Raw genomic sequence first — 20,226 nt, 5'->3', positions numbered from 1 at the left:
CCCTCGACGGGGGCCCCGCGCGGGGCCCCCACAGGGTCAGACGCGGGTCAGCAGGACGTTCCCGTCGCCGGCCTTGCCGACCACGACGACCGCGTACAGCCCGGTCACCTTGGGGTCGCTGATGGTGACGCGTTCGATCTTGTTCGGGCCGCCGCTCGTGGACTTGCGTGCTGCCGAGCGCGGCAGGCCCCACACGGCCGGGTCGGGGGCCATCACGAACAGGTCGAGGTCCTGCCCGTTGCGCGGCACGACGGTGAACGTGGCGGGCACGCCCTTCTCCACCCACGTCGTCCGCACCTCGACGAGCCGCCCGGGGGCCATCGGGAACTCCTGCGGCGTCCCGGCCTCCAGGTTGCCCGCGGGCGCCTCGGCCACCTCCATCGCGTGCTCCTCGTAGTCGGCGTCGGAGCTGACCGAGTTGACGAACCAGTTGCGCGTGGCGGAGCTGGGCTGCACGGCGACGAAGTCCGCGCTGCTGGCGGTCCAGTCGGCGCTCCTGACGGCGTCGCCGCCGGCGTTGGGCGTGGTGGTCAGGTCGACGTCCGCGCCGTCCGGTCCGGTGACGGCGGCCACCACGTGCCACTTGCCGGGCGTGGTGACGAAGGCCGTCTGCAGCGGGACGTTGGCGGGCCGGCGGATCGGATGCCGGTCGGCCAGGTCCTCCACGTGCTGGGTGGAGACGGCGTTCTGGAACAGTGCCGCCTCCGCGAGGTCGTGGTGCTGCGGGTCGAGCAGGGTCAGGAAGTGGTCGAGGTCCTGGGCGACCGCCTTCCTGAACGCGGCCACGACGGTCTCGGGCCCGACGCCGCCGAGGTCCCAGTACTTCTCGTCCCGCGTTCCCGAGTCGGCCAGGTCGAGCAGCACCCCGGCCACGCGGCCCTCGGTCCTGCCCGCGTCCGCCCCGCTCGGCCAGCCGTCGCTGAACCAGCGCGGGCTCTCCAGGTCGATCGCGGAGGTCGGCCACCGGTAGTGCGTGTCGTCGTAGGTCTGGACGGCGACCCAGTCGGCCCACCCCTCGATCCAGGCGCAGGTCGGGTTGTTCATCGGCGCCCATATGAAGTGCTGTCCGCAGCCGCCGCCGGTCGACGGCCTCACGCCGGTGTAGTCCATGATGAAGTGCCCCAGCTCGTGAGGGAGCGTCATCTTCTCCAGCGGTATCGAGGCGTCCAGGTTGATCTGGAAGCGGCCCAGGCAGTCGGGGCCGCTGCCCGGGCAGTAGTACGACGTGGGCAGCACCTTGTCCGGCCGCCAGATGATGGTCACCGACTGGCAGTTCGCCTCGCCCGGCTTCCAGCAGTCGTCGGCCGGGTCGTTCAGCCAGCCGGTGTAGGCCTTCCACGTGTCGTAGGCGGCCGAGTGGAGGCGGAACGCCCCCTCCATCGGGTCGCCGGCCGCGCTGCGGTAGTCGATGACGGTGACCGACGTGCCGGGAGGGACGTCCTGCGTGGTCGGGCCGGCGTCGGTGTAGATGTCGCCGGCCTTCTCCGAGAAGCCCACGGACCAGTAGTTGCTGACCGGGCTGACCTCGATGTTGACGTCCTGGCCGGTGCCGTCCTCCTCGGTGCCGGGGAAGCACACCTGGTAGCCGCCGGTGGCGTCGGTCTCGGCCCAGCCGAGACTTTGCCGGCCGTTCGTGTCGGTGTCGAACGCGTCCACCTCTGCCATGGGCACGCCGCCGATGGTTCCGTCCGTCCTGACGTAGGTGACGCGCCCCTGCACACACGTGTCGCCGGCCGCCGCCGCCCTCGCGGTCCTCTCCGTACGGCTGCGGCCCTCTCGCGGCATGCCGAACGCCGACGACCGCGCGCCGACGGTGACGTAGGCGAGGCCGTTCGAGCTCGGCCCGGGGCGCCCGTCGCGGGCCTGGACGCGGATGGAGGCGGGGCCGGTCGTGACCGCCGTGACGACGGCCTCGTACCGGACCGGCTTGCCGGCGCGGGCCCGCCAGGTACGGGTGGCCCGGTCCACCGGACTGCGGCCGATCATCGCGGCGGCGCGGTCGAGCCCGGCGGGCGGGGTCGCCCACTTCAGGGTGTCCGGCAGTTCGATGATCGTGGTGGCGTCGGGGATGTCCTGTTTCGGGGTCACCTCGACCGTGAGCTTCGCGCTCTGCCCCACGGCGGGGGCGCGGTCGAGCGAGACGTCGACGGTGAAGCAGTCCCCCGGGACGCAGGAGGGCTGTCGCGGTGCGGCGGCGTGGGCCGGGGCCGTGGTGAGTCCCACGGCCGCCAGCACCCCCGCCAGGGTGGTCGCCATCAGTCGGCGTGACATCGGCATGTCTCCTGATCAGCCCGCGCAGGCCACGGGCGAGTCGAAGTGGCCAGGTGAGGTGGGATAGGGCGAACCGCTGTCGCCCGAGGCCGGCACGGCCACCTCGCGCGCCCCTGACGGGTCCCCCAGGGTGCGGCCGGCGCCCGCGCCCCAGGCCACCTTGGCCAGGAAGTCGAGCATCGCCGGGGAGTGCTGGCGGACGATGTTGTGTCCGCCGTTGGCCGGGCCGCAGTGGGTGTAGAGGTTGAAGCCGCCGTTCCAGTCGATCATCTTGTCGCCCGGGTTGGGCCCGTTGGCCGTGCGGTCCCCCTGCAGGACGTCGCGGTCCGCGCCGCCGTACTGCCAGTCCACGCCCTGGTGGTGCTGGTCGTCGGCGATGGCGGCGTTGTCCTTGTCGGTCATGCGGAACCACGTGCACGGGTCCACCACCGTGGTCAGCTCGCCTTCCGGCATCTTGCCGGGGGCGCACGAGCCGGGGTAGGAGCCGCGCGGGTTGTAGTCGAGCAGGTCCGCGCCGGCCCCGCCGAAGACGTGGTCGACGAAGCGGTCGCCGGTGCCGCGGGCGGCCGGGTCGAACACGCCGCCGGACAGGCAGTCGGCGGTGGCCGCGTCCAGGGCCGGGTCGCAGCCCTTTCCGCCCCACAGCAGGTCGTCGCCGTCGCCGCCGAACACCTCGTCGCCGCCGCTGTCGCCGTTGATCAGGTCGTCGCCGGCGCCGCCGTGCATGCTGTCGCGTCCTGGGCCGCCGCGCATGCGGTCCGCGCCGCCCTTGGCGAAACCGTCGTGCGGCATGGCCGCCTGTGTCCAGGTGTCGCCGTCGGTGTCGTGCAGCAGGTCGGTGCGGCGGTCGTAGGTGCCGGGCTGGAAGCCCTTGTAGGTCTCCTTCGGCGGGGCGTTGAGGCTGACGGTGAAGCCGAGCCGCTGTGCGTCGGAGGCGTCGATGCGCTCGTTCAGCACGCCGCCGCGGTCGCCGAGCATGGCGTCCTCGCCCGCGCCGCCGTCCAGGGTGTCGTCGCCCAGCTCGCCGAACAGGTCGTCGTCGCCCTGGCCGCCGTGGAGGGTGTCGTCGCCGTCCTGGCCCCACAGCGCGTCGTCGCCGTCGTCGCCGTACAGGTGGTCGCCGCCGTAGGAGCCGGCCGGCTCGCAGGTGGCCTGGGCCTGGGTGCAGAACCTGGTCGAGTCGCCCGGCAGGGCCGGGTCGTGGCTGCGTACGCGGGTGGCGTCCGCGGGCGCCTGGCCCGCCGGGTAGCGCTCGGTGTAGACCTTCTCGGCGTTGCCCGTCACGGTGCGGACGAGCGAGCCGTTGTCGCCGAGCAGGACGTCGGCGCCGCCGTTGCCCTCGATCGCGTCGGCCTCGTCGGCGGCGGCCTGCTTGGCCGAGCCGCCGATCAGGTCGTCCTGACCGGGGGTGTCGTCTCCTTCCAGGTCGGCGGGGCCGCTGGGGTCGCCTCTCCAGCCGGGGTCGGGCAGGGGTCGCGTGGTGGTTCGGGTGGACTCGGCCGCCAGGGGCAGGTCGCCGCGGATCTGGTCCGCGCCGTCGCCGCCCTCGGCGTAGTCGCCCTGGCCGCCGCCGGACATCTGGTCGTCGCCGCCCTGCCCCCACAGGACGTCCACGCCGGCCCCACCGGACACCCGATCCGCCCCTGCCCCACCACCCGAGCCTTCGCCTGAGCCGTCGGTCAGGAGTGTGACCGCGCGTGGGGTCATCGGGGCGCCCGCCGAGCCGATGCGGACGGTGGCCCTGGCCGGGGTGCCCGCCAGCGTCACCACGGCGTTGTCGCCGGCCACGACGTCGTCGCCGGGGCCGCCGTAGAGCGCGTCGGAGGCGTCGTCGGCCGCGGTGTGGGTGCCGCCGACCAGGTCGTCGTCGCCCTGGTCGCCCTCGACCCAGTCCACGCCCGCGCCGCCCTCGACGTAGTCGTCGCCCTCCTGGCCGCGCAGCCGGTCGGGACCGCCCTGGCCGAAGATCGCGTCGTTGCCCGCGCCGCCGTCGGCCACGTCCGGGCCGAGGCCGCCCGCGAGCAGCTTCACCTGGTGCGCGGCCGTCTGGCCCGGCCGCACGGCGACCGAGGTCGCCGGGTCGGCCGCCGCCGCACCGGCCACCGGCTCACCGGACGGCGTCGCCGCGGCGGACGGCGTCCCCGAAGGGCTCCCCGCCGCAGCCGGACTAACCGTGCCGGACGGGGTGCCGGACGGGGTGCCCGACGGGGTGCCCGACGGGGTGCCCGACGGACCACCAGACGGACCGCCCGATGGGGTGGCTGACGGGGTGGGGGTGGTGGTCAGGGTGGCGTTGTCGGCGGCGATCACGTCCGGGCCGTCGCCGCCCAGCAGCGTGTCACCGCCGTCCGGGTACGCGCCCGAAGCGCCGCCCACCAGTTCGTCCTCCCCCGCCTCGCCGTACACCTCGTCGCCGCCGACGCCGCCCTCCAGGTGGTCGTCGCCCGCGTCGCCGTGCACCTCGTCGGCGCCGATCCCGCCGTGCGCCCGGTCGGCGCCGTCGCCGCCGTGGATCACGTCCGGGCCGCCGGCCTCCTGCGGGGTGCCGTCGAGGTCGAACGGGCCGCCGGCGTCGCCGTTGTCGCCGATCAGCCGGTCCGCCCCGGCGTCGCCGTACAGGAAGTCGCCCTTGTCGTCCTTGCCCGCCGTACGGGTGCCGCCGATCACCAGGTCGTCACCCTCGCCGCCGAACAGACGGTCCTGCCCGGACTCGCCCACCACGGTGTCGTCGTGCGCGCCGCCGTACAGGGTGTCGTCGCCGGAGCCGCCGGTCACCTCGTCGGCGCCGTCGTCGCCGAGCGCCGTGTCGTCGCCGGAGCCGCCGGAGACCCGGTCGTCGCCCGAGCCGCCGGCCAGGCGGTCGTCGCCGCGTTCGCCGCAGACCACGTCCTGGCCGCCGCCGGCCTCGACGCGGTCGGCGCCGCCGCCGGCCGACACGGTCTCCTTGCCCGCGCCGCCGATGATCAGGTCCCGGCCGTCGGCGGCGCCGTCATGCTCCTCGCACGGCTCGTCCCGCCGGCGGTCGCCGAAGACGGTCGCGCCGCCGTCGCCGCCGATGACGTGGTCGTTCCCGTCGCCGCCGGACAGTTGCTTGGCCGAGGGCTGGACGCCCGCCGGCAGCGGCAGGTGACGCACCTGCCGGGCCGGGCCGAAGTCGTCGCGGCCCTGGGCCTCGCCGACGTCGGACGGTTCGGCGATCATCCAGTCGTCGCCGGGGCCGCCGGAGATGTCGTCCTTGCCGTGGCCGCCCGCGAGCACGTCGTCCCCGCCGCCGCCGATGATCTGCACGGCCTCGCCGGGGGCCGAGTGGCCGGCGACCAGGTCGACGGCCTGACCACCGTACACCTTGTCGGCGCCCGCGCCGGTGTCGACGTAGTTCGGCCCGGAGTCGGCGGGTCCCGCCTCGTCGCGGCCGATCTCCTCGCGCGGCCCGGTGTAGATCTCGTCGGCCGCCGAGCCGCCGGTCAGGGTGTCGGCGCCGGGGCCGCCGACCAGCAGGCTCGGCTGCGCGCGGAACCGCGGCGAGGGGTCGGTGGCGGCCAGCGGGCTGTCGGAGGCGACGGCGATGGTGTCGTTCCCGCCGTTGCCGTACAGCTTGTTCTTGCCGAGACCGGCCGCGATGCGGTCGGCGCCGTCGGCCGGGCCGTCGTCCGGCGCGCCGGGCAGGTCGTCGCCGGTCCAGTCGGCGACCTCCACGTCGCCGACCTTGCGGGTGGCGGGGGTCAGGCGGCCGTCGCCGGCCGCCCAGCCGCCCGCGCCGCCCATGGTGACGTAGTCGTCGCCGGGGCCGCCGGCCACGATCGCGGCGGGCCCGTCGTACTGGTCGCCGCTGGTGATCTGGTCGTCGCCCTTGCCGCCGTCGATCACGTTGCGGCCGGCGCCGGTCAGGATCAGGTCGTCGCCGTCGCCGCCGAACGCCACCACCGTCCGGTCGAACGGGTGAGCTCCGGCGGTGTCGTCGCCGTACCCCTGGAAGACCAGCCGCAGCGCGCCCTTCGCGCCCCGGCCGTCGGCCAGGACCCGCGTCAGGCCGGACGCGCGGTGCTCCTCGCGCACGCCCAGCGCGGTGACCACGAAGCCCTCGTCGCCGGGGAGCTGGCTGACGGTCCACTGCTCGGCGTCGTCGCCCGGCTTGGCGGTGCTGCCGCCCCTGGCCTTGCGCATCGGTCCGACGTGCAGCACGAGGGCGTCGCCCGCCTCGGTGGCGAGCTTCGGCGGGTCCTCGTCGCACTTGGGCCGGACGGAGAAGTCGAGCAGTTTGGCCTCGACGATGGTCCAGTCGAACCGCTTCTTGAAGATCGAGATGCCCACCTCGACCCACGCCTTCAGGTAGACCTTCAGCTCGCCGTCCAGGGAGAACAGGCACAGCGGGTTGCGCAGCAGGACGTCGGCGAACTCGAAGAACCGGAACTTGCCGTCGTTGGTGGGATCGAGCCAGTTCATGGCGACGGTGAGGAAGATGCCGCCGCTCACGCCCGCCTTGACCAGCACCACGTCGACCGCCGCGCCCGCCTCCAGCCGCCCGGTCAGGGAGATCGCCGGCAGCGGCCGGCCCTGGTCGTCGGTGGTCTTCAGGTAGAGGCTGTCGAGGACCTGGAGGTCGACCTTGCCCTGCTCGATCGCCTTGCGGATGCCGTACGTGTCGAAGCCCGCCCTGATCTGGGCCTCGACCCCGGCGGTGCCGGAGATGACCACCATGATCGGCGGCGGCGACCAGACCGGGCCGAAGGACTGGCTGTAGGAGAAGCCGAGGCGCAGCGGCCCGGAGTCGAACGCGACCAGCTCCACGTCCTTGCCCATCAGCAGGCTGAAGATCGACCGTCCGGCGTTCTGCAGCACGGGGAAGCTGAAGCCCGCCTTCGCGGAGTGCTCCATCGGCCCCTGCGCGTCGGCGGTGGCCGCCTTGGCCTTCCCGCACGATCTGGCGCCCTGGTCGAGCGCGGCGAACAGGTCGTCCGTGGCGGGCGCCACGTCCTTGATCAGCGAGTCGGCGACGTCGGGCGAGTTCTCGGTGTCCAGCGCGCGGTCACCGGCCACGGTGAAGCTGCCGATCGGGATGTGCAGCTCTCCCTGGCAGTCGGGCAGCGACGTGACCAGCCTGCCGACCTCGATCATCCGCTCGATGAACTTCGTCGTGCCGCCGCCGGCGACGGTGTTGTACTTCTTGGCGATCGTCATCAGGTTCACCTCGCCGCCGCCCGCGGCCCTGCTCAGGTCCGACAGCACGGGGATGGGCGCGTAGAGCTGGTCGATCACCGGTTTGACCGGGTCCGTGACCTTCTTGACCTGGGTCACCACCGGCCCGAGGACGCTCCGGAAGAAGTCGCCGGCCTCCAGGTTCACGTTGTTGAAGGCGATGTTCAGGTTCGCCGGGTCGGGTGAGCCGCCCTTGGTGAGGTCCCAGTCCAGGTCGAAGTCGCCGTACAGGCCGGGGAACATGGCCGAGCCGGCCGTCACCTTGAAACGCCAGTCCACCGCGACCTTGGCCTTCAGTGACGTCTCCACCAGGCTGCCGGCGTCGGCGAGCTGGTCCAGGCCGATCCGGCCGACCGGCTTGAACCCGATGGTGAAGGCGCCCGCGAACAGGTCGGGGGCGTTCTGCTCGCGGTTCTTGAGCGTGACGTCGAGGATCGCCAGCCGGGCGTTGATCTCCTCGGGCAGCGAGACGTTCACGCCGACGGTCGCCCGCGGCCGGTTGGCCTCGCCGGCGTCGACGTAGAAGCCGCTGGTCCGGTCCAGGCCCACCATGACCTCGGCGTGCCAGCCGAGCTCGGCCCGTACGCCCTTGCCCTTGCCCTGCTTGAGCGCGAGGCCGGGGACGCCGACGTCGAGCGGCCGCTCCACGCCCAGGCAGTCCTTGACGCAGCCCTGTTCGGGATCGACGTCGCCCTTGCCGACGCTGATCTTGAACGCGATGCCGGTCAGCTCGGCGCCCTTGGCCGCGTCGCAGGCCTCGGGCTTGGCGGGATCGGGGACGGGCGCCTGCACGCAGGTGATCACCGGCTGCACGCCCGGCCCGACCTTGGGCGCGAGCTCGTCGTTGTACCACTTGCGCAGGTCGCCGCCGGTGGGCACCTTGCCGCCGTTCGGCAGCTTGGCGAGGGCGGCCTTGATCTCCTGGCGCTTGGCGCCGACGAAGTCGGCCCCCTGCTGGAGGTCGGCGCCGACCATGGGCAGCCTGCCCTTGCCGGAGGCCATGCGCATGCCGGTCTCCAGGGCGGTGAGGTAGCGGTCGATGCCGTCGCCCAGGTTGGTCCAGTCCAGCTCCAGGCCGGGAGGCAGGGTGGAGAAGTCGAAGGAGGGCAGCTCCAGCCGGTTCACGTCGCCGGGCAGCTTCTTGGTGAGGTCGAACATCTCGGCCAGCGGGGCGGCCCTGGGCAGCCGCAGCACGAGCGCGTGCTTGCCGTCCGCGGTGAGCGGCGCGCCGTTGAGGTAGGCGGGCAGGACGGCGCACAACGCGAGGTCGGTGTCGTCGCGATGCGGGTCGCGGTCGCAGGCGACCGGGTCGCTCGTCTCGTTCAGGGCCAGGTCGAGCCCGGAGAAGAACGCGGCGGGGGGCACCGCGTCCTGGGACTCGCCGCCGTAGCGCAGGCTCACGCCGTAGCCGAGCCTGGCCTGCAGCGGGTCGTCGCCCTGCTTGCCGAGCGCCAGCGGCAGCGGGCCGACGTCGGCCTGGACCGTGCCGTCGAGCTGCGCCTTCGCCTGGAGGTCGAGGCCGGAGTCGGTCTCGACGAGCAGGTCGCGGGCCGGGTCGAAGCCGCGCTTGAGCGCCACGCGCAGGCCGAGGCGCACCTCGCCCTCGACGGCGGCGTCCAGCGTGGCCGAGCCCTTGGCGGCGACCAGGCTGCTGTCGCCGAAGGCGAAGCGCAGCGGCTCCTGCACGGCCGCCTTCTTGTCGTAGGCCAGCGACAGCCGCAGGGCGCCGTCCTCGTAGCCGATGCGCGCCTGGCCGCCCAGCGCCTTGTTCAGCTCGGCCACCAGGGCCTGGACGGTGTCCGGCGGCGCGGCGGTCAGGCGGTCGATCGCGTCCCGCAACGGCGAGCGCAGCGCGTAGGCGGCGCCCGGCTCGGGCACGGCCTGGCCGAACTTCTCGGCGAAGGACAACGTGTGCTCGCCGCACGCGGTCGCGACGGTCAGCACCCGGGTGCCGACGGCGACGCGGCGGCCGACGTGCGCCTGGGTGAACGTGCGCGAGGGGTCGGTGACGTAGGCGTTCTCGTTGCCGCAGGCGCCGTCGCCGTAGACGACGCCGGGCCCCGAACCCATCTCCTCCGCGGCCACCAGGTCGGACAGCGAACGGCCGAGCAGCGGCAGCTTCGCCGTCATCGCGTCGTTGACCGGCCCGGTGCCCTTGACGCCGTCGAGGTAGGTGGCCACCGCGCCCAGGGACTTGATCAGCGCGCCGAACAGCGCCTGCGGGTTGTCGGGGTCGAAGGCGAAGTCCTTGACCTTGCCGATCTGGTCGAAGCCGCGGAAGCTGACGGTGGCGGGCTTGCCGAGGTCCGGCATCTCCACCTCGCCGGAGACCCTGCCGCCGAAGAAGTCGGCCAGGCCCGGCACGCCCAGCGTGAGCCGCGCCTTGGCCATCGCGTCCACCTGGGAGGTCAGGACGTCGCCCGGCTTGCTCGCCAGCCGCTCGAACAGCCTGGTCAGCGGCACGTCGCCGAGGTCCTTGAGGCCGACCTTGACCAGGTCGCCGCCGTTCCTGCTGCCCATGGTGAGATCACCGGTGAGCTGGACGCCCAGGTAGCCGGCGACGGCGTTGACGTTGACCGAGGAGAGCACCGACACGCGGGCGCCGAACAGGTCGCGGCCGGTCCGCAACATGATCCGGTCCGCGGCCCTGGGCAGCTCGTTCACCACGGTGGCGCTGCCGTCGGCGTTGACGTGCTTGTACGGGCACGCCTTCTGCTGCCCGTCCGGCCGCTGCGCGCAGCCCTGGCCGGTCACCGGGTCGCTCAGGTCGAGCACGAGCGTGGCCGAGGCGTGGTAGCCGCGCATGACGCCCGCCACGGCGGCGGTCGCGTTGGCGCGGTCGAGCCCGGCGGCGGCCTTGAAGGTGTCGCCGAAGGCGATCTGCCCGATCATGGGGTCGTTCGCGGAGATCCGGTACGGCGCGCCCGCGGCGGGCACGCCCCCGCGCCATCCCTCCTCGGCGAGGGTGACGGTGTCGGCGGTGTTGTCGGCCACGATGCCGCTCGACGTTCCGGCGGTGACCGTGCGCCCGGCGAACTGCCCCGGCGTCCACTTCTGCCCGGCGTGCCGCAGGGTCCTGGCCGCGTACGTGACGCCCGCGCCCGTCCCGCTGACGGTCTGGCCCGCGGGGTTGAGCGGCTCGGGGGCCGGGTTGACGGTCCGGTCCACGACGACGGTGAAGGCGATCTTCTTGGCGGCGTCGTCGTAGCCGGCGTCGGCGACCTTGATGATCGCGCCTGCGGGCAGGCCGCGGGCCTTGCCGAGCGCGGCGAACAGGTCCTGGATCGAGGTGAAGGTGGGCCGGCCGGTGTTGCGGTCCACGCTGGCGGCGGCGAAGGCGTGGATCGCCTCCGACACCTGCACGGCGTCGGCCAGCGAGCCGCGCATGAACGGCAGGTCGAGGTCGCCCTGCCCGTCCCAGCGGGCGCGCTGGGCGGCGGTGACCGCGTTGGCCAGGTGGGTCAGGCCGTCGAGCAGGTCCTTGGGCGTGAGCGTCTGGAAGCGGCCGAGCCGGTCCAGGTCGGCCTGGGTCACGCTGACGGCGGGCCCGCCGGTGGCGAGGTCGGGCCAGCTGGCGTCGATGGTGGCGGCGGCCCCCTCGACCTGGGCGCCGGCGAACGGCTGCGCGGTGACCTGCAGCCGGGCGGCGGCCGAGCCCTTGCGGGCGAAGGCGAACAGGCTGTCCGAGCCGAGTTCCGCGGTGTCCAGCCTGCCGTTGCCGTCCGGGTCGGCGGCGGTGGCGGCGAACTCGGCGTCGACGGAGAGCGTCGAGGCCGCCGAGAGGTCGACGCCGAGGATGCCGAAGGCGGCGGTGGGCCTGGCCCCGGCGGCGAGCCTGCCTTCGGCCCGCACGGTCAGGCCGGCGTCCCTGGCCAGCCAGGCGGACTTCGTGGCCGGGTCGTAGGCGAAGGGCAGCTTGGCGGTGAGCTTCAGCGTGACGTCCACGCCGCCCGAGGTGGTCAGCGAGACCTTGGGCTGGGCGCTGCTGACGGAGATCGGCCGGCCGGCCGCCGTCCTGGTGACCTCCAGGGTCAGGTCGAGCCGCCTGATCCCGTTCTGCGTGCTCGCCTTGGCCAGGAGCTTTCCGGCGCGGGGGCCGGAAAGCTCGTACTCGTCCTGGAGGTCGTCCAGGGTGGTGAGGCCCTTGAGCTGGTCGTGGACGGCCACCTGGAACAGGTCGGCCAGGCCCAGGGCGTCCTCGCCGCCGGGCACCAGGCCGACGAACGGCAGCTGCTCGCCCATCGGGCCGAGCGTGGCCAGGCCGCCGCCCGCGGCCGTGAACCGTTCGATCGCGGACAGCAGCGCCGCGGTCTCGGCGTCCGGTGCCGCGGACGCGACGGCCGGCGGCGGCACGGCCGCGACCAGACCCACTAACAACGCCAATGCGCAGACCACGCGCGACAATCGCCGGCTTGCCACCAGACCCCCCAGTGCGAAGACACAACGAACCGGGTACGTATCTAGCGATCAAGGCTTGTGCGTGACTTGGATCCGGCTACAAGCGCAGGTCAGGGACCGCCGGTTCCGGGGCCGGGCGCAGCGACGCGCGCAGGCGGGCCATCTCCCCGGCGATCGTGGCGACGGTCCAGTGGGCGTTGAGCCCGCTCGGGTTCGGCAGCACCCACACGCGGGCGCCGCCGACCTGCTCGGGCTGGGGGCCGATGACCGCCTTGGGCCGGGCGAAGGCCGTCCGGTACGCCGAGATGCCGAGCACGGCCAGCACCTGCGGCCCCAGCTCGGCCACCTTCTCCGCCAGCTGCCGGCCGCCCGCCAGCAGCTCGTCCCTGGTCAGCTCCGCCGCCTTGGCGCTGGCCCGGGGGACGATGTTCGTGATGCCCAGCCCGTACGAGGGGAGCAGGTGCTGCTCGGCGGGGGCCAGCAGGCGCGGCGTGAAGCCGGACAGGTGCAGCGCGGGCCAGAACCTGTTGCCCGGCCGGGCGAAGTGGTGGCCGGTGGCCTCCGACATCAGGCCGGGGTTGATGCCGCAGAAGAGCACGTTCAGGCCGGGACCGAGCACGTCGACAAGCACGTGCCGGAGGTTAGCCCACTCCGCGGCGTGGTCAGCCCATGTCTTCCAGCTTGCGGCCCTTGGTCTCCTTGACCCATTTGCTGACGAAGAAGAAGGACAGCGCGGCGAACAGGGCGTACATGGCGTAGGTGAGCGGCAGGTTCCACTCCGACAGCGCCGGGAACGAGACCGTGATCAGCCAGTTGGCGATCCACTGCGCGGCGGCGGCGACGCCGAGCGCGGCGGCGCGGATGCGGTTGGGGAACATCTCGCCGAGCAGCACCCAGACCACCACGCCCCACGACAGGGCGAAGAACAGCACGAACACGTTGGCCGCGACGAGCGCGATCGGCCCCTGCGGGCTGGGCAGCGAGACCACGCCGCCGACCTCTCGGGACGCGCTGAACGCCCAGGCCGCGGTGCCCAGCGCGATCGCCATGCCGGCCGAGCCGACGAGCAGCAGCGGCTTGCGCCCGATCCGGTCGACCAGCGCGATCGCGATGAACGTGCCGATGATGTTGATGATCGAGCTGGAGAAGCTGATCAGCAGCGAGTTGCTCTGGTTGATGCCCACCGACTGCCACAACACCGACGAGTAGTAGAAGATCACGTTGATGCCGACCAGCTGCTGGAACGCCGACAGGACGACGCCGACCCAGACGATCGGCAGCAGGCCGAGCGCGCTGCCGCGCAGGTCCTTCAGCCCCGGCACGCGTTCGGTCCGCAGCACGTGCTGGATCTCGGCGATCCGGGCGTCGAGGTCCACGTCCTCGCCCTCGACCTCGGCCAGCACCTCGCGGGCCTTCCGCGACCGTCCCGACATGATCAGGTAGCGCGGCGACTCGGGGATGGTGGAGGCGAACAGCAGGTAGAGCAGGGCCGGGACGGCGCAGGCGCCCAGCATCCACTGCCACGCCTGCAGCCCCCACAGGTGGTTGTTGACGTCGCCGCCGGCCAGCTCGGCGATCAGGTAGTTGACGAGCTGCGAGACCGCGATGCCGAGCACGATGGCGAGCTGCTGGAAGGAGCCCAGCCGCCCCCGGTAGGCGGGCGGCGCGACCTCGGCGATGTAGGCAGGCCCGAGCACCGAGGCCATGCCGATCGCGAAGCCCGCGATGACCCGCCACAACCCCAGGTCCCAGATGGCGAACGGCAACATCTGCCCGATCGAGCTGACGGTGAACAGGCCGGCGGCCACCTGCATCGACCGGGTACGCCCCCACCGGTCGGCCAGCCCGCCGCCGATCCAGGCCCCGAGCGCGGACCCGAGCAGCGCGATGGCCACGACGAAGCCGATCTGGACCGCTCCCACGTCGAAGTGCCGCTGGATGCCGGTGACCGCGCCGTTGATGACCGAGCTGTCGTATCCGAACAGGAACCCGCCGATGGCCGCCGCCGCGGTGATGAAGACGACGTGGCCCAGATGCTCCTGATGGGTGTACCGAGTTGCCATACAGGTCCCTTCCCCGTGATCGGGGACCTACCCGGAGATCACCTGTGTAGCGCGGCGCTTACCCAACCTTGCCACAAACCGGACGTCAGGCCCGGGTCAGCCAGAAGACCGCGATCACGACGACCGCCACCACCACCGCCACGGCGTACCGCAGCAGCGCGCGCCCGAGAGCGCGCCGGACGTAGCCGGGACGGTGACGGTCGGCGGTCATCACAGGCTCCTTCGGGGGGACGGGGACGGGGACGGGGTCACAGGCGCGGGTCCACCGGCTCGGACTCCAGGGCGAGCACCGCGAAGACCGGCTCGTGCACCCGCCAGCCCGCCTCGCCGTCCGCCAGGCGCGACAGCGCCTCCAGGCCGAGGGCGTACTCGCGCAGCGCGAGCGAGCGCTTCTTGCCGAGGAAGCGGCGGCGCAGCACGTCGAGGGATTCGGTGTAGTCGGGCCCGTAGATGATCCGCAGGTACTCCCGGCCGCGCACCTTCACGCCGGGCTGCACCCGGCCGGGCACGTACGTGGCCGGCTTGACCACCATGCCCTCTCCCCCGTCGGCGGTCAGCGCCTCCCACCACGCGGTGGCCGCGGCCCTGGACTCCGGCGAGCCGAGCGTGACCGACACGTTCCTGGTCGGCGCGATCAGCGGCGAGTCGAGCAGCGCCAGCGTGGACAGGTGCCAGGCGTGCGGCTCCAGCGCCGTGGCCCGTCCCTCGCAGGCCAGGATCTGGAACGGCGCCAGCCTGATCCCGTCGAGACCGTCCACCGGCCAGCAGTAGCGCGCATAAGCGTCGCGGAACAGGGCAGCGTTGTCGGAGCGGCGTCGGGTGCGGGCCAACAACCCACCCACATCCAGCCCGCGTCCGGCCGCCGCTTCCAGAGCCGTGACGGCCTCCGGCAGCGCGGCCCGCGCGGCGGCGCCGACGGAGGCGTACTGCGACCTGATCAGCTCGCCCGCCTTGGCCGACCAGGGCAGCAGCTCGCAGTCGAGCACGACCCAGTCGGAGCCCAGCTCCTCCCACAGCGGCTCGCAGGCCGCGCGCACCGCCTCGACCAGCGGCGTCATGTCCCGGAAGAACGGCCGCCCGGTACGCGTGTAGACCGCGCCGGTGCTGCCGTCGGCCACGCCGAACCGGGCCGCGGCGACCTCGGGCGTCCTGGCCAGCACGGCGACGGCCCGCGAGCCCATGTGCTTCTCCTCGCACACGACCTCGGTCACCCCCGCCGCGGCGAACTCCTCGAACGCCTCGTGCGGGTGCTCCAGGTAGCCGTCGAGCCTGGACGTCTCCGGCGGCGCCATCGTCGGCGGCAGGTAGACCAGCCAGCTCGGGTCGACCGCGAACCGGCTCATGACCTCCAGCGCGGCGGCCGCGTTCTGCTCCAGCACCTTGACCCGGCCGCCGAAGCGGGTCTCGACGTGCCGGGTGCCGATCACGTCGCCGACGTCGAGCATGCCGGGCTCGCGGGCGGGGGCGCCGAGCGGCTTGGCCGGCTCGTACCAGACCTGCTCGGCCGGCACCTGGACGATCTCGCGCTCGGGGTAGCGCAGCGCGGTCAGGTGGCCGCCGAAGACGCAGCCGGTGTCCAGGCAGATCGTGTTGTTGACCCACTCGGGGGTGACCGTGGGCGTGTGGCCGTAGACGACCATGGCCCGGCCGCGGTACTCGTCGGCCCACGGGTAGCGGACCGGCAGGCCGTACTCGTCGGTCTCGCCGGTGGTGTCGCCGTACAGGGCGAAGGCGCGCACGCGCTTGGAGGCGCGGCCGTGGTAGGACTCCTTCAGCCCGGCGTGCGCGACGACGAGCCGGCCGCCGTCCAGGCGGTAGTGGCTGAGCAGGCCGTCCATGAACGTGCGAGCCCGCTCGGCGAACTCCGGCGGCCCGGCGGCGAGCTGGTCCAGCGACTCGCGCAGGCCGTGGGCGACGGTGACCTTGCGGCCGTTCAGCGCGCGCACGAGCTTCTGCTCGTGGTTGCCGGCCACGCAGATCGCGGTGCCCGCCTCGACCATGTCCATGACCAGGCGCAGCACGCCCGGCGTGTCGGGCCCGCGGTCGACCAGGTCGCCGACGAACACGGCGGTGCGGCCCTCGGGGTGGGTCAGGCCCTGCCAGCCGAGCTTGGCCAGCAGCGTCTCCAGCTCCGAGCGGCAGCCGTGCACGTCGCCGATGATGTCGAACGGGCCGGTCAGCTCGGTCCGGTCCGACCACGCCTTCTCGTAGGTGATCTCGGCGTTGTCGATCTCCTCCAGGCCGCGCAGCACGTGCACCCGCCGGAAGCCGTCGGCGGAGATCTTGGACAGCGAGCGGCGCAGCTCCTTGCGCTGGCGGATCACCACGCCGGGGCCGAAGTCGCGGTCCGGACGCGCGGCGTTGCGCTCGATCGCCACCTCCTCGGGCGTGTCCAGCACGATGGCGTCGGCCAGCACGTCGTGCTTCCTGGCCAGCTCGATGAGGCTCTTGCGGGCGGGGTACTGGACGTTGGTGGCGTCCACGACGGTGAACAGCCCCCTGGCCAGGCGCACGCCGACGATGTGGTGCAGCAGGTCGAACGCCGCGGGCGTGGCGGCCTGGTCGTTCTCGTCGTCGGACACCAGGCCGCGGCAGAAGTCGGAGGAGATGACCTGCGTGGGCTTGAAGTGCCGGCGCGCGAAGGTGGACTTGCCGCTGCCGGAGACGCCGACGAGCACCACGAGGGACAGCTCAGGAACGCTGATCACGGGTGAAGACTCCCATCTGGGTGGGCGGGCCGACCTCGGGGTCGTCCTCGCCGACGGGTTCGACGGCGACGTGGTAGCCGTACTGGGCGGCCACCCGGGCGGCCCAGGCGGCGAACTCGGCGCGCGTCCACTCGAAGCGGTGGTCGGGGTGGCGCAGGCCGGTCAGGAACTCGTAGCGCACGTTGTGCTCGATGTTGGGGGTGGTGACGAGCACGTGGCCCGGACGGGCGCGGCCGAACACGACGCGTTCGAGCGCGGCCAGGCGCGGCGGGTCGACGTGCTCGACGACCTCCATGAGCACGGCGGCGTCGTAGCCCGCCAGGCGCTTGTCGGTGTAGGTGAGCGCGCCCTGGAACAGCGTGAGCCGGGCCCGCTTGCTGTCGGGCATGCGGTCCAGGCGCAGCTTGCGGGCGGCGATGGTGAGCGCCAGGGAGGAGACGTCCATGCCGGCGACGCGCGCGAACCTGGGCCTGGCCAGCAGCGCGGCGACCAGCTCGCCCTGCCCGCAGCCCAGGTCGATCACGCTCGTCGCGCCGAGCTCTTCGAGCCTGCGCAGCACGGCCTCGCGCCGCAACGTGTTGAGCGGCCGCGCCTTCCGCACCGCGCCCGCCTCCCCGGCTTCCGCGACGGCCTCGGCTTCCGCGGCGCCCTCGCCAACGGCACCGGCCTCGGCGGCGGCTTCCGCGGCGGCGGCCTCGTCGGCCGCGGTCTCCCCGGCGGGGGCCTCCTCGGCGAGCGCCGGCTCCAGCTCCTCCTCGGTCTCGTCGCCCAGCTCGGCCAGCCTGGTCAGCGCGGTGCGGGCCAGCGCCCAGCGCCGCCCGAAGTAGCGCCGGGCGATCAGGCCGCGCTCCGGATGAGCGCCGAGCCAGCCCGCCCCCGCCCTGACCAGCTTGTCGATCTCGTCGGAGGCCATCCAGTAGTGCTTGCCGTCGTCGAGCACGGGGAGCAGCACGTAGAGGTGGTTCAGCGCGTCGGCCAGCAGGACGGTGCCGCGCAGGGTCAGCCGCACGTACCGGGACTCGCCCCATTCGGGGAAGCCCTCGTCGAGCGGCAGCGTCTGCGCCTCCACCGCCCACCCCAGCGGCTCGAACAGCCGCCGGGCCAGCTCAGGGCCGCCCCGGCAGGGCAGCGCGGGCACCCGGATCTCCAGCGGCAGCGGGGTGCCCGGCAGCTCGGGACGGGCCTTGCAGCGGCCCGCCCGCGCGGTGCGGAAGACGTCGGCGAGCGCGACGGCCAGCAGCGAGGAGGCCGCGTACGGGCGTCGTTGACGTACTGCGACAGGCTGAAGTCGGGCGAGTTCCGGCCGCGCGAGCGGACCAGCGCGATCGGGTCGACCTCCAGCAGGAGGGCCGCCGTGCAGCGCTCCTCGCCCGCCTCCGGGTAGAACACCGTGGCCGTGCCGAACGATTGGCCGAACTCCTGCACGCGCTCGGGATGCTTGTGCAGGAGGAAGCCCAGGTCGGTGGCCGGCGTGGCGGTGGTCGTGATCGTCAGCAGCACGTCCCAAGTGTGCCGTAGCCGGACGAAGCACCGCCAACGGAATTACACGTGCGGCAACACCTCGGCGGCGATGAGCTCCAGGTGCTCCAGGTCGGCCAGGTCGAGGACCTGGAGATAGACCCGCTCGGCCCCGAGCTTGGCGAAGGCGCCCAGCTTGGCCAGCACCTCCTCGGGGGTGCCGCACAGGCCGCCCTCGCGCAGCACGCCGGGGTCCTGGCCGATGGCGGCGGCGCGCCGCTCGATCTCGGCCTGGTCGGCGCCCACGACGACGGTCTGCGCCGCCGACAGGATCAGGCGGCGGCCCGCCTCGTCGGCCGCCTCGCGGACCCGCGTGAACGCCTGCCCGGTGTCGGCCAGGGTGCGGAACGGCACGTTGTACTCGTCGGCGTACGTGGCCGCCAGCCGCGGCGTGCGCTTGGCGCCGAAGCCACCGATGATCACCGGCGGGCGGGGCCGCTGGACCGGCTTGGGCAGCGCCGGCGAGTCGACCAGCCGGTAGTAGCGGCCCTCGAAGGAGTAGGAGTCCTTCGCCGTCCACAGTCCGGTGACGATCTCCAGCTGCTCCTCGAACCGGCCGAACCGCTCGCCGAGCGGCGGGAACGGGATGCCGTACGCGGAGTGCTCCCCGTCGAACCAGCCGGTGCCGAAGCCCAGCTCGACCCGGCCGCCGCTCATCTGGTCGACCTGGGCCACGCTGATCGCCAGCGGGCCGGGCAGCCGGAACGTGGCCGGCGTCACCAGCGTGCCGAGCCTGATCGTGGAGGTCTCCCTGGCCAGGGCGCCGAGCGTCACCCAGGCGTCGGTGGAGCCGGCGCCGGGGTCGCCGGGGCCGATGCGCTGGTAGTGGTCGGACCGGAAGAAGGCGTCGAACCCCAGGCGTTCCGCGGCCTGGGCGACGGCGAGCAGGTCGTCATAGGTGGCGCCCTGCTGGGGCTCGGTGAAGATCCGCAGCTTCATGAGGCTCATTATCCGCCCACATCGGACGGCGACCGGAAAAGCCCCACGCCGTCCGGCGAACACTTGCTACCTTCACCAGCAACCGCTGAAAGTAGCCGATCGATCACGATGGGTGGCATATGTCGCGGAAAGCAAGAGAGTCCGGCACGCTCCCCCGCCCGCTGGCGGTGCTCGCCGCGCTCGCGCTCGCCGGAGCCACGGCCCTGGCGATCCGGATGTTGCCCGCGGGCGCCGAGCCCGCGCCGCCGTCCGGCGCCGCTCCCGTCCGCTTCGCGCCGCCGGAGCGGCCGCCGGCGGTCCGGCAGCCGCCGGGTTCGTACGTGGGGTTCGTCGACACCGCCCGCGACCCGGGCTTCGACCTGGCGGCCGAGTCGCGCGCCACCGGCGTCGCCCGGTACGCGCTCGGCCATCTCGTCGCCGGCGACGACGGCTGCCTCGTCCGATGGGCCGGGCCGCCGCGGGCGGCGGGCGACCCGGTGGCCGCCGGGCTCGGGCGGCTGAGGGCGGCGGGCGGCGACGCCTTCCCGGTGTTCGGCGGGCCCGGCGGGGACGACCCGGCCGTCACGTGCACCAGGCCGGGCGGCCTGGCCACCGCCTACCGCAGGGCGGCCGGCGCGCTCGGGGCCGCCGCGGCGGGGTTCGAGGTCCGCGACGCCGACCCGGCCGCCGCGCTGCGCAGGGCGCGGGCGCTGCACGCCCTGCAAGGGGAACGGCCGCTGCGGGTCTTCTTCAGCCTGCGCCTGACACCGGACGGCCTGGACGCGGCCGACCTGGCGGTGCTGCGCGCGACCCGGCGGGAGGGCGTCCGGGTGGACGCCGTCGAGCTGCTGGCCGAGATGGAGCCGCGTACCGGGCCGCAGGGGCGGCTGCGCAGGCTGGGATCGGCCGTGCGGGCGGCGGCCGGGCAGCTCGCGCGGGCCTACGGCGTGCCCGGCGAGGAGCAGGTGTGGGAGCGGCTCGCCCTGACCCCCGTGCTCGCCAGGCCCGGCGATCTGGACGAGCCGGAGGCCCGCAAACTGTCGGAGTACGCCGTCCGGCACGGGCTGGCCTGGTTGTCGCTGCGCGGCGCGCCTCCCAAACCGGAAATATCCCGCATTCTCTGGCAGACCCACTCCTGACATAGGATTTTCTCC

General features: G+C 73.5%; 8 protein-coding genes and 1 pseudogene. 1 reads left to right on the top strand and 8 read right to left on the bottom strand.

Going from position 1 to position 20,226, the window contains the following annotated elements:
- Positions 1-36 precede the first annotated feature (36 nt).
- The 8 genes and pseudogenes from ABT158_RS30525 to ABT158_RS30490 form a co-directional block, all read right to left on the bottom strand.
- Positions 37-2,271, bottom strand: coding sequence for a hypothetical protein (locus ABT158_RS30525; RefSeq protein ID WP_352359206.1), 2,235 nt, complete (start codon positions 2,269-2,271; stop codon positions 37-39).
- A 15-nt stretch (positions 2,272-2,286) separates the two neighbouring features.
- Entirely contained in the window at positions 2,287-11,850 is a 9,564-nt protein-coding gene (locus ABT158_RS30520) for a calcium-binding protein (RefSeq protein ID WP_352359204.1), read from the bottom strand.
- A gap of 112 nt (positions 11,851-11,962) precedes the next feature.
- A complete protein-coding gene (gene mug / locus ABT158_RS30515; RefSeq protein WP_352359202.1) occupies positions 11,963-12,496 on the bottom strand; it encodes a G/U mismatch-specific DNA glycosylase in 534 nt (177 codons plus the stop codon).
- A gap of 31 nt (positions 12,497-12,527) precedes the next feature.
- The gene (locus ABT158_RS30510) at positions 12,528-13,928 is read right to left on the bottom strand and encodes a sugar porter family MFS transporter (RefSeq protein ID WP_352359200.1); all 1,401 of its coding nucleotides are present in this window, start codon (positions 13,926-13,928) and stop codon (positions 12,528-12,530) included.
- An 85-nt stretch (positions 13,929-14,013) separates the two neighbouring features.
- On the bottom strand, positions 14,014-14,139 hold the full coding sequence (locus ABT158_RS30505) for a hypothetical protein (protein ID WP_352326762.1): 126 nt from the start codon (positions 14,137-14,139) through the stop codon (positions 14,014-14,016).
- Positions 14,140-14,176: 37 nt separating this feature from the next.
- Positions 14,177-16,636 carry a polynucleotide kinase-phosphatase gene (locus ABT158_RS30500; RefSeq protein ID WP_352359198.1) on the bottom strand — a complete coding sequence of 820 codons (2,460 nt, stop codon included), beginning with the start codon at positions 16,634-16,636 and terminating at the stop codon, positions 14,177-14,179.
- A pseudogene (locus ABT158_RS30495) lies at positions 16,620-18,136 on the bottom strand (3' terminal RNA ribose 2'-O-methyltransferase Hen1). Before ABT158_RS30495 ends, ABT158_RS30500 begins: the two are co-directional and overlap by 17 nt.
- Before the next feature lie 42 nt (positions 18,137-18,178).
- Complete coding sequence (locus ABT158_RS30490; protein ID WP_352359196.1) at positions 18,179-19,093, bottom strand: LLM class F420-dependent oxidoreductase; 915 nt, start codon at positions 19,091-19,093, stop codon at positions 18,179-18,181.
- A gap of 119 nt (positions 19,094-19,212) precedes the next feature.
- Here ABT158_RS30490 and ABT158_RS30485 point away from each other — a divergent pair, with 119 nt between their 5' ends.
- Positions 19,213-20,211: a glycoside hydrolase family 18 protein gene (locus ABT158_RS30485; RefSeq protein WP_352359194.1), complete on the top strand. Its 999-nt coding sequence runs from the start codon at positions 19,213-19,215 to the stop codon at positions 20,209-20,211.
- Positions 20,212-20,226: the final 15 nt, after the last annotated feature.

Origin of the sequence: Nonomuraea sp. NPDC001636 (assembly GCF_040298265.1) — a bacterium.
In the GTDB taxonomy this organism is placed as follows: Bacteria; Actinomycetota; Actinomycetes; order Streptosporangiales; family Streptosporangiaceae; genus Nonomuraea.
This window is presented reverse-complemented; position numbering and strand designations above follow the sequence as displayed.

Bases quoted from the DNA above. Each gene is read 5' to 3' on its own strand.
- ABT158_RS30525 (WP_352359206.1), bottom strand. From the start codon at position 2,271: ATGTCACGCCGACTGATGGCGACCACCCTGGCGGGGGTGCTGGCGGCC.
- ABT158_RS30510 (WP_352359200.1), bottom strand. From the start codon at position 13,928: ATGGCAACTCGGTACACCCATCAGGAGCATCTGGGCCACGTCGTCTTC.
- ABT158_RS30505 (WP_352326762.1), bottom strand. From the start codon at position 14,139: ATGACCGCCGACCGTCACCGTCCCGGCTACGTCCGGCGCGCTCTCGGG.
- ABT158_RS30490 (WP_352359196.1), bottom strand. From the start codon at position 19,093: ATGAAGCTGCGGATCTTCACCGAGCCCCAGCAGGGCGCCACCTATGAC.
- ABT158_RS30485 (WP_352359194.1), top strand. From the start codon at position 19,213: ATGTCGCGGAAAGCAAGAGAGTCCGGCACGCTCCCCCGCCCGCTGGCG.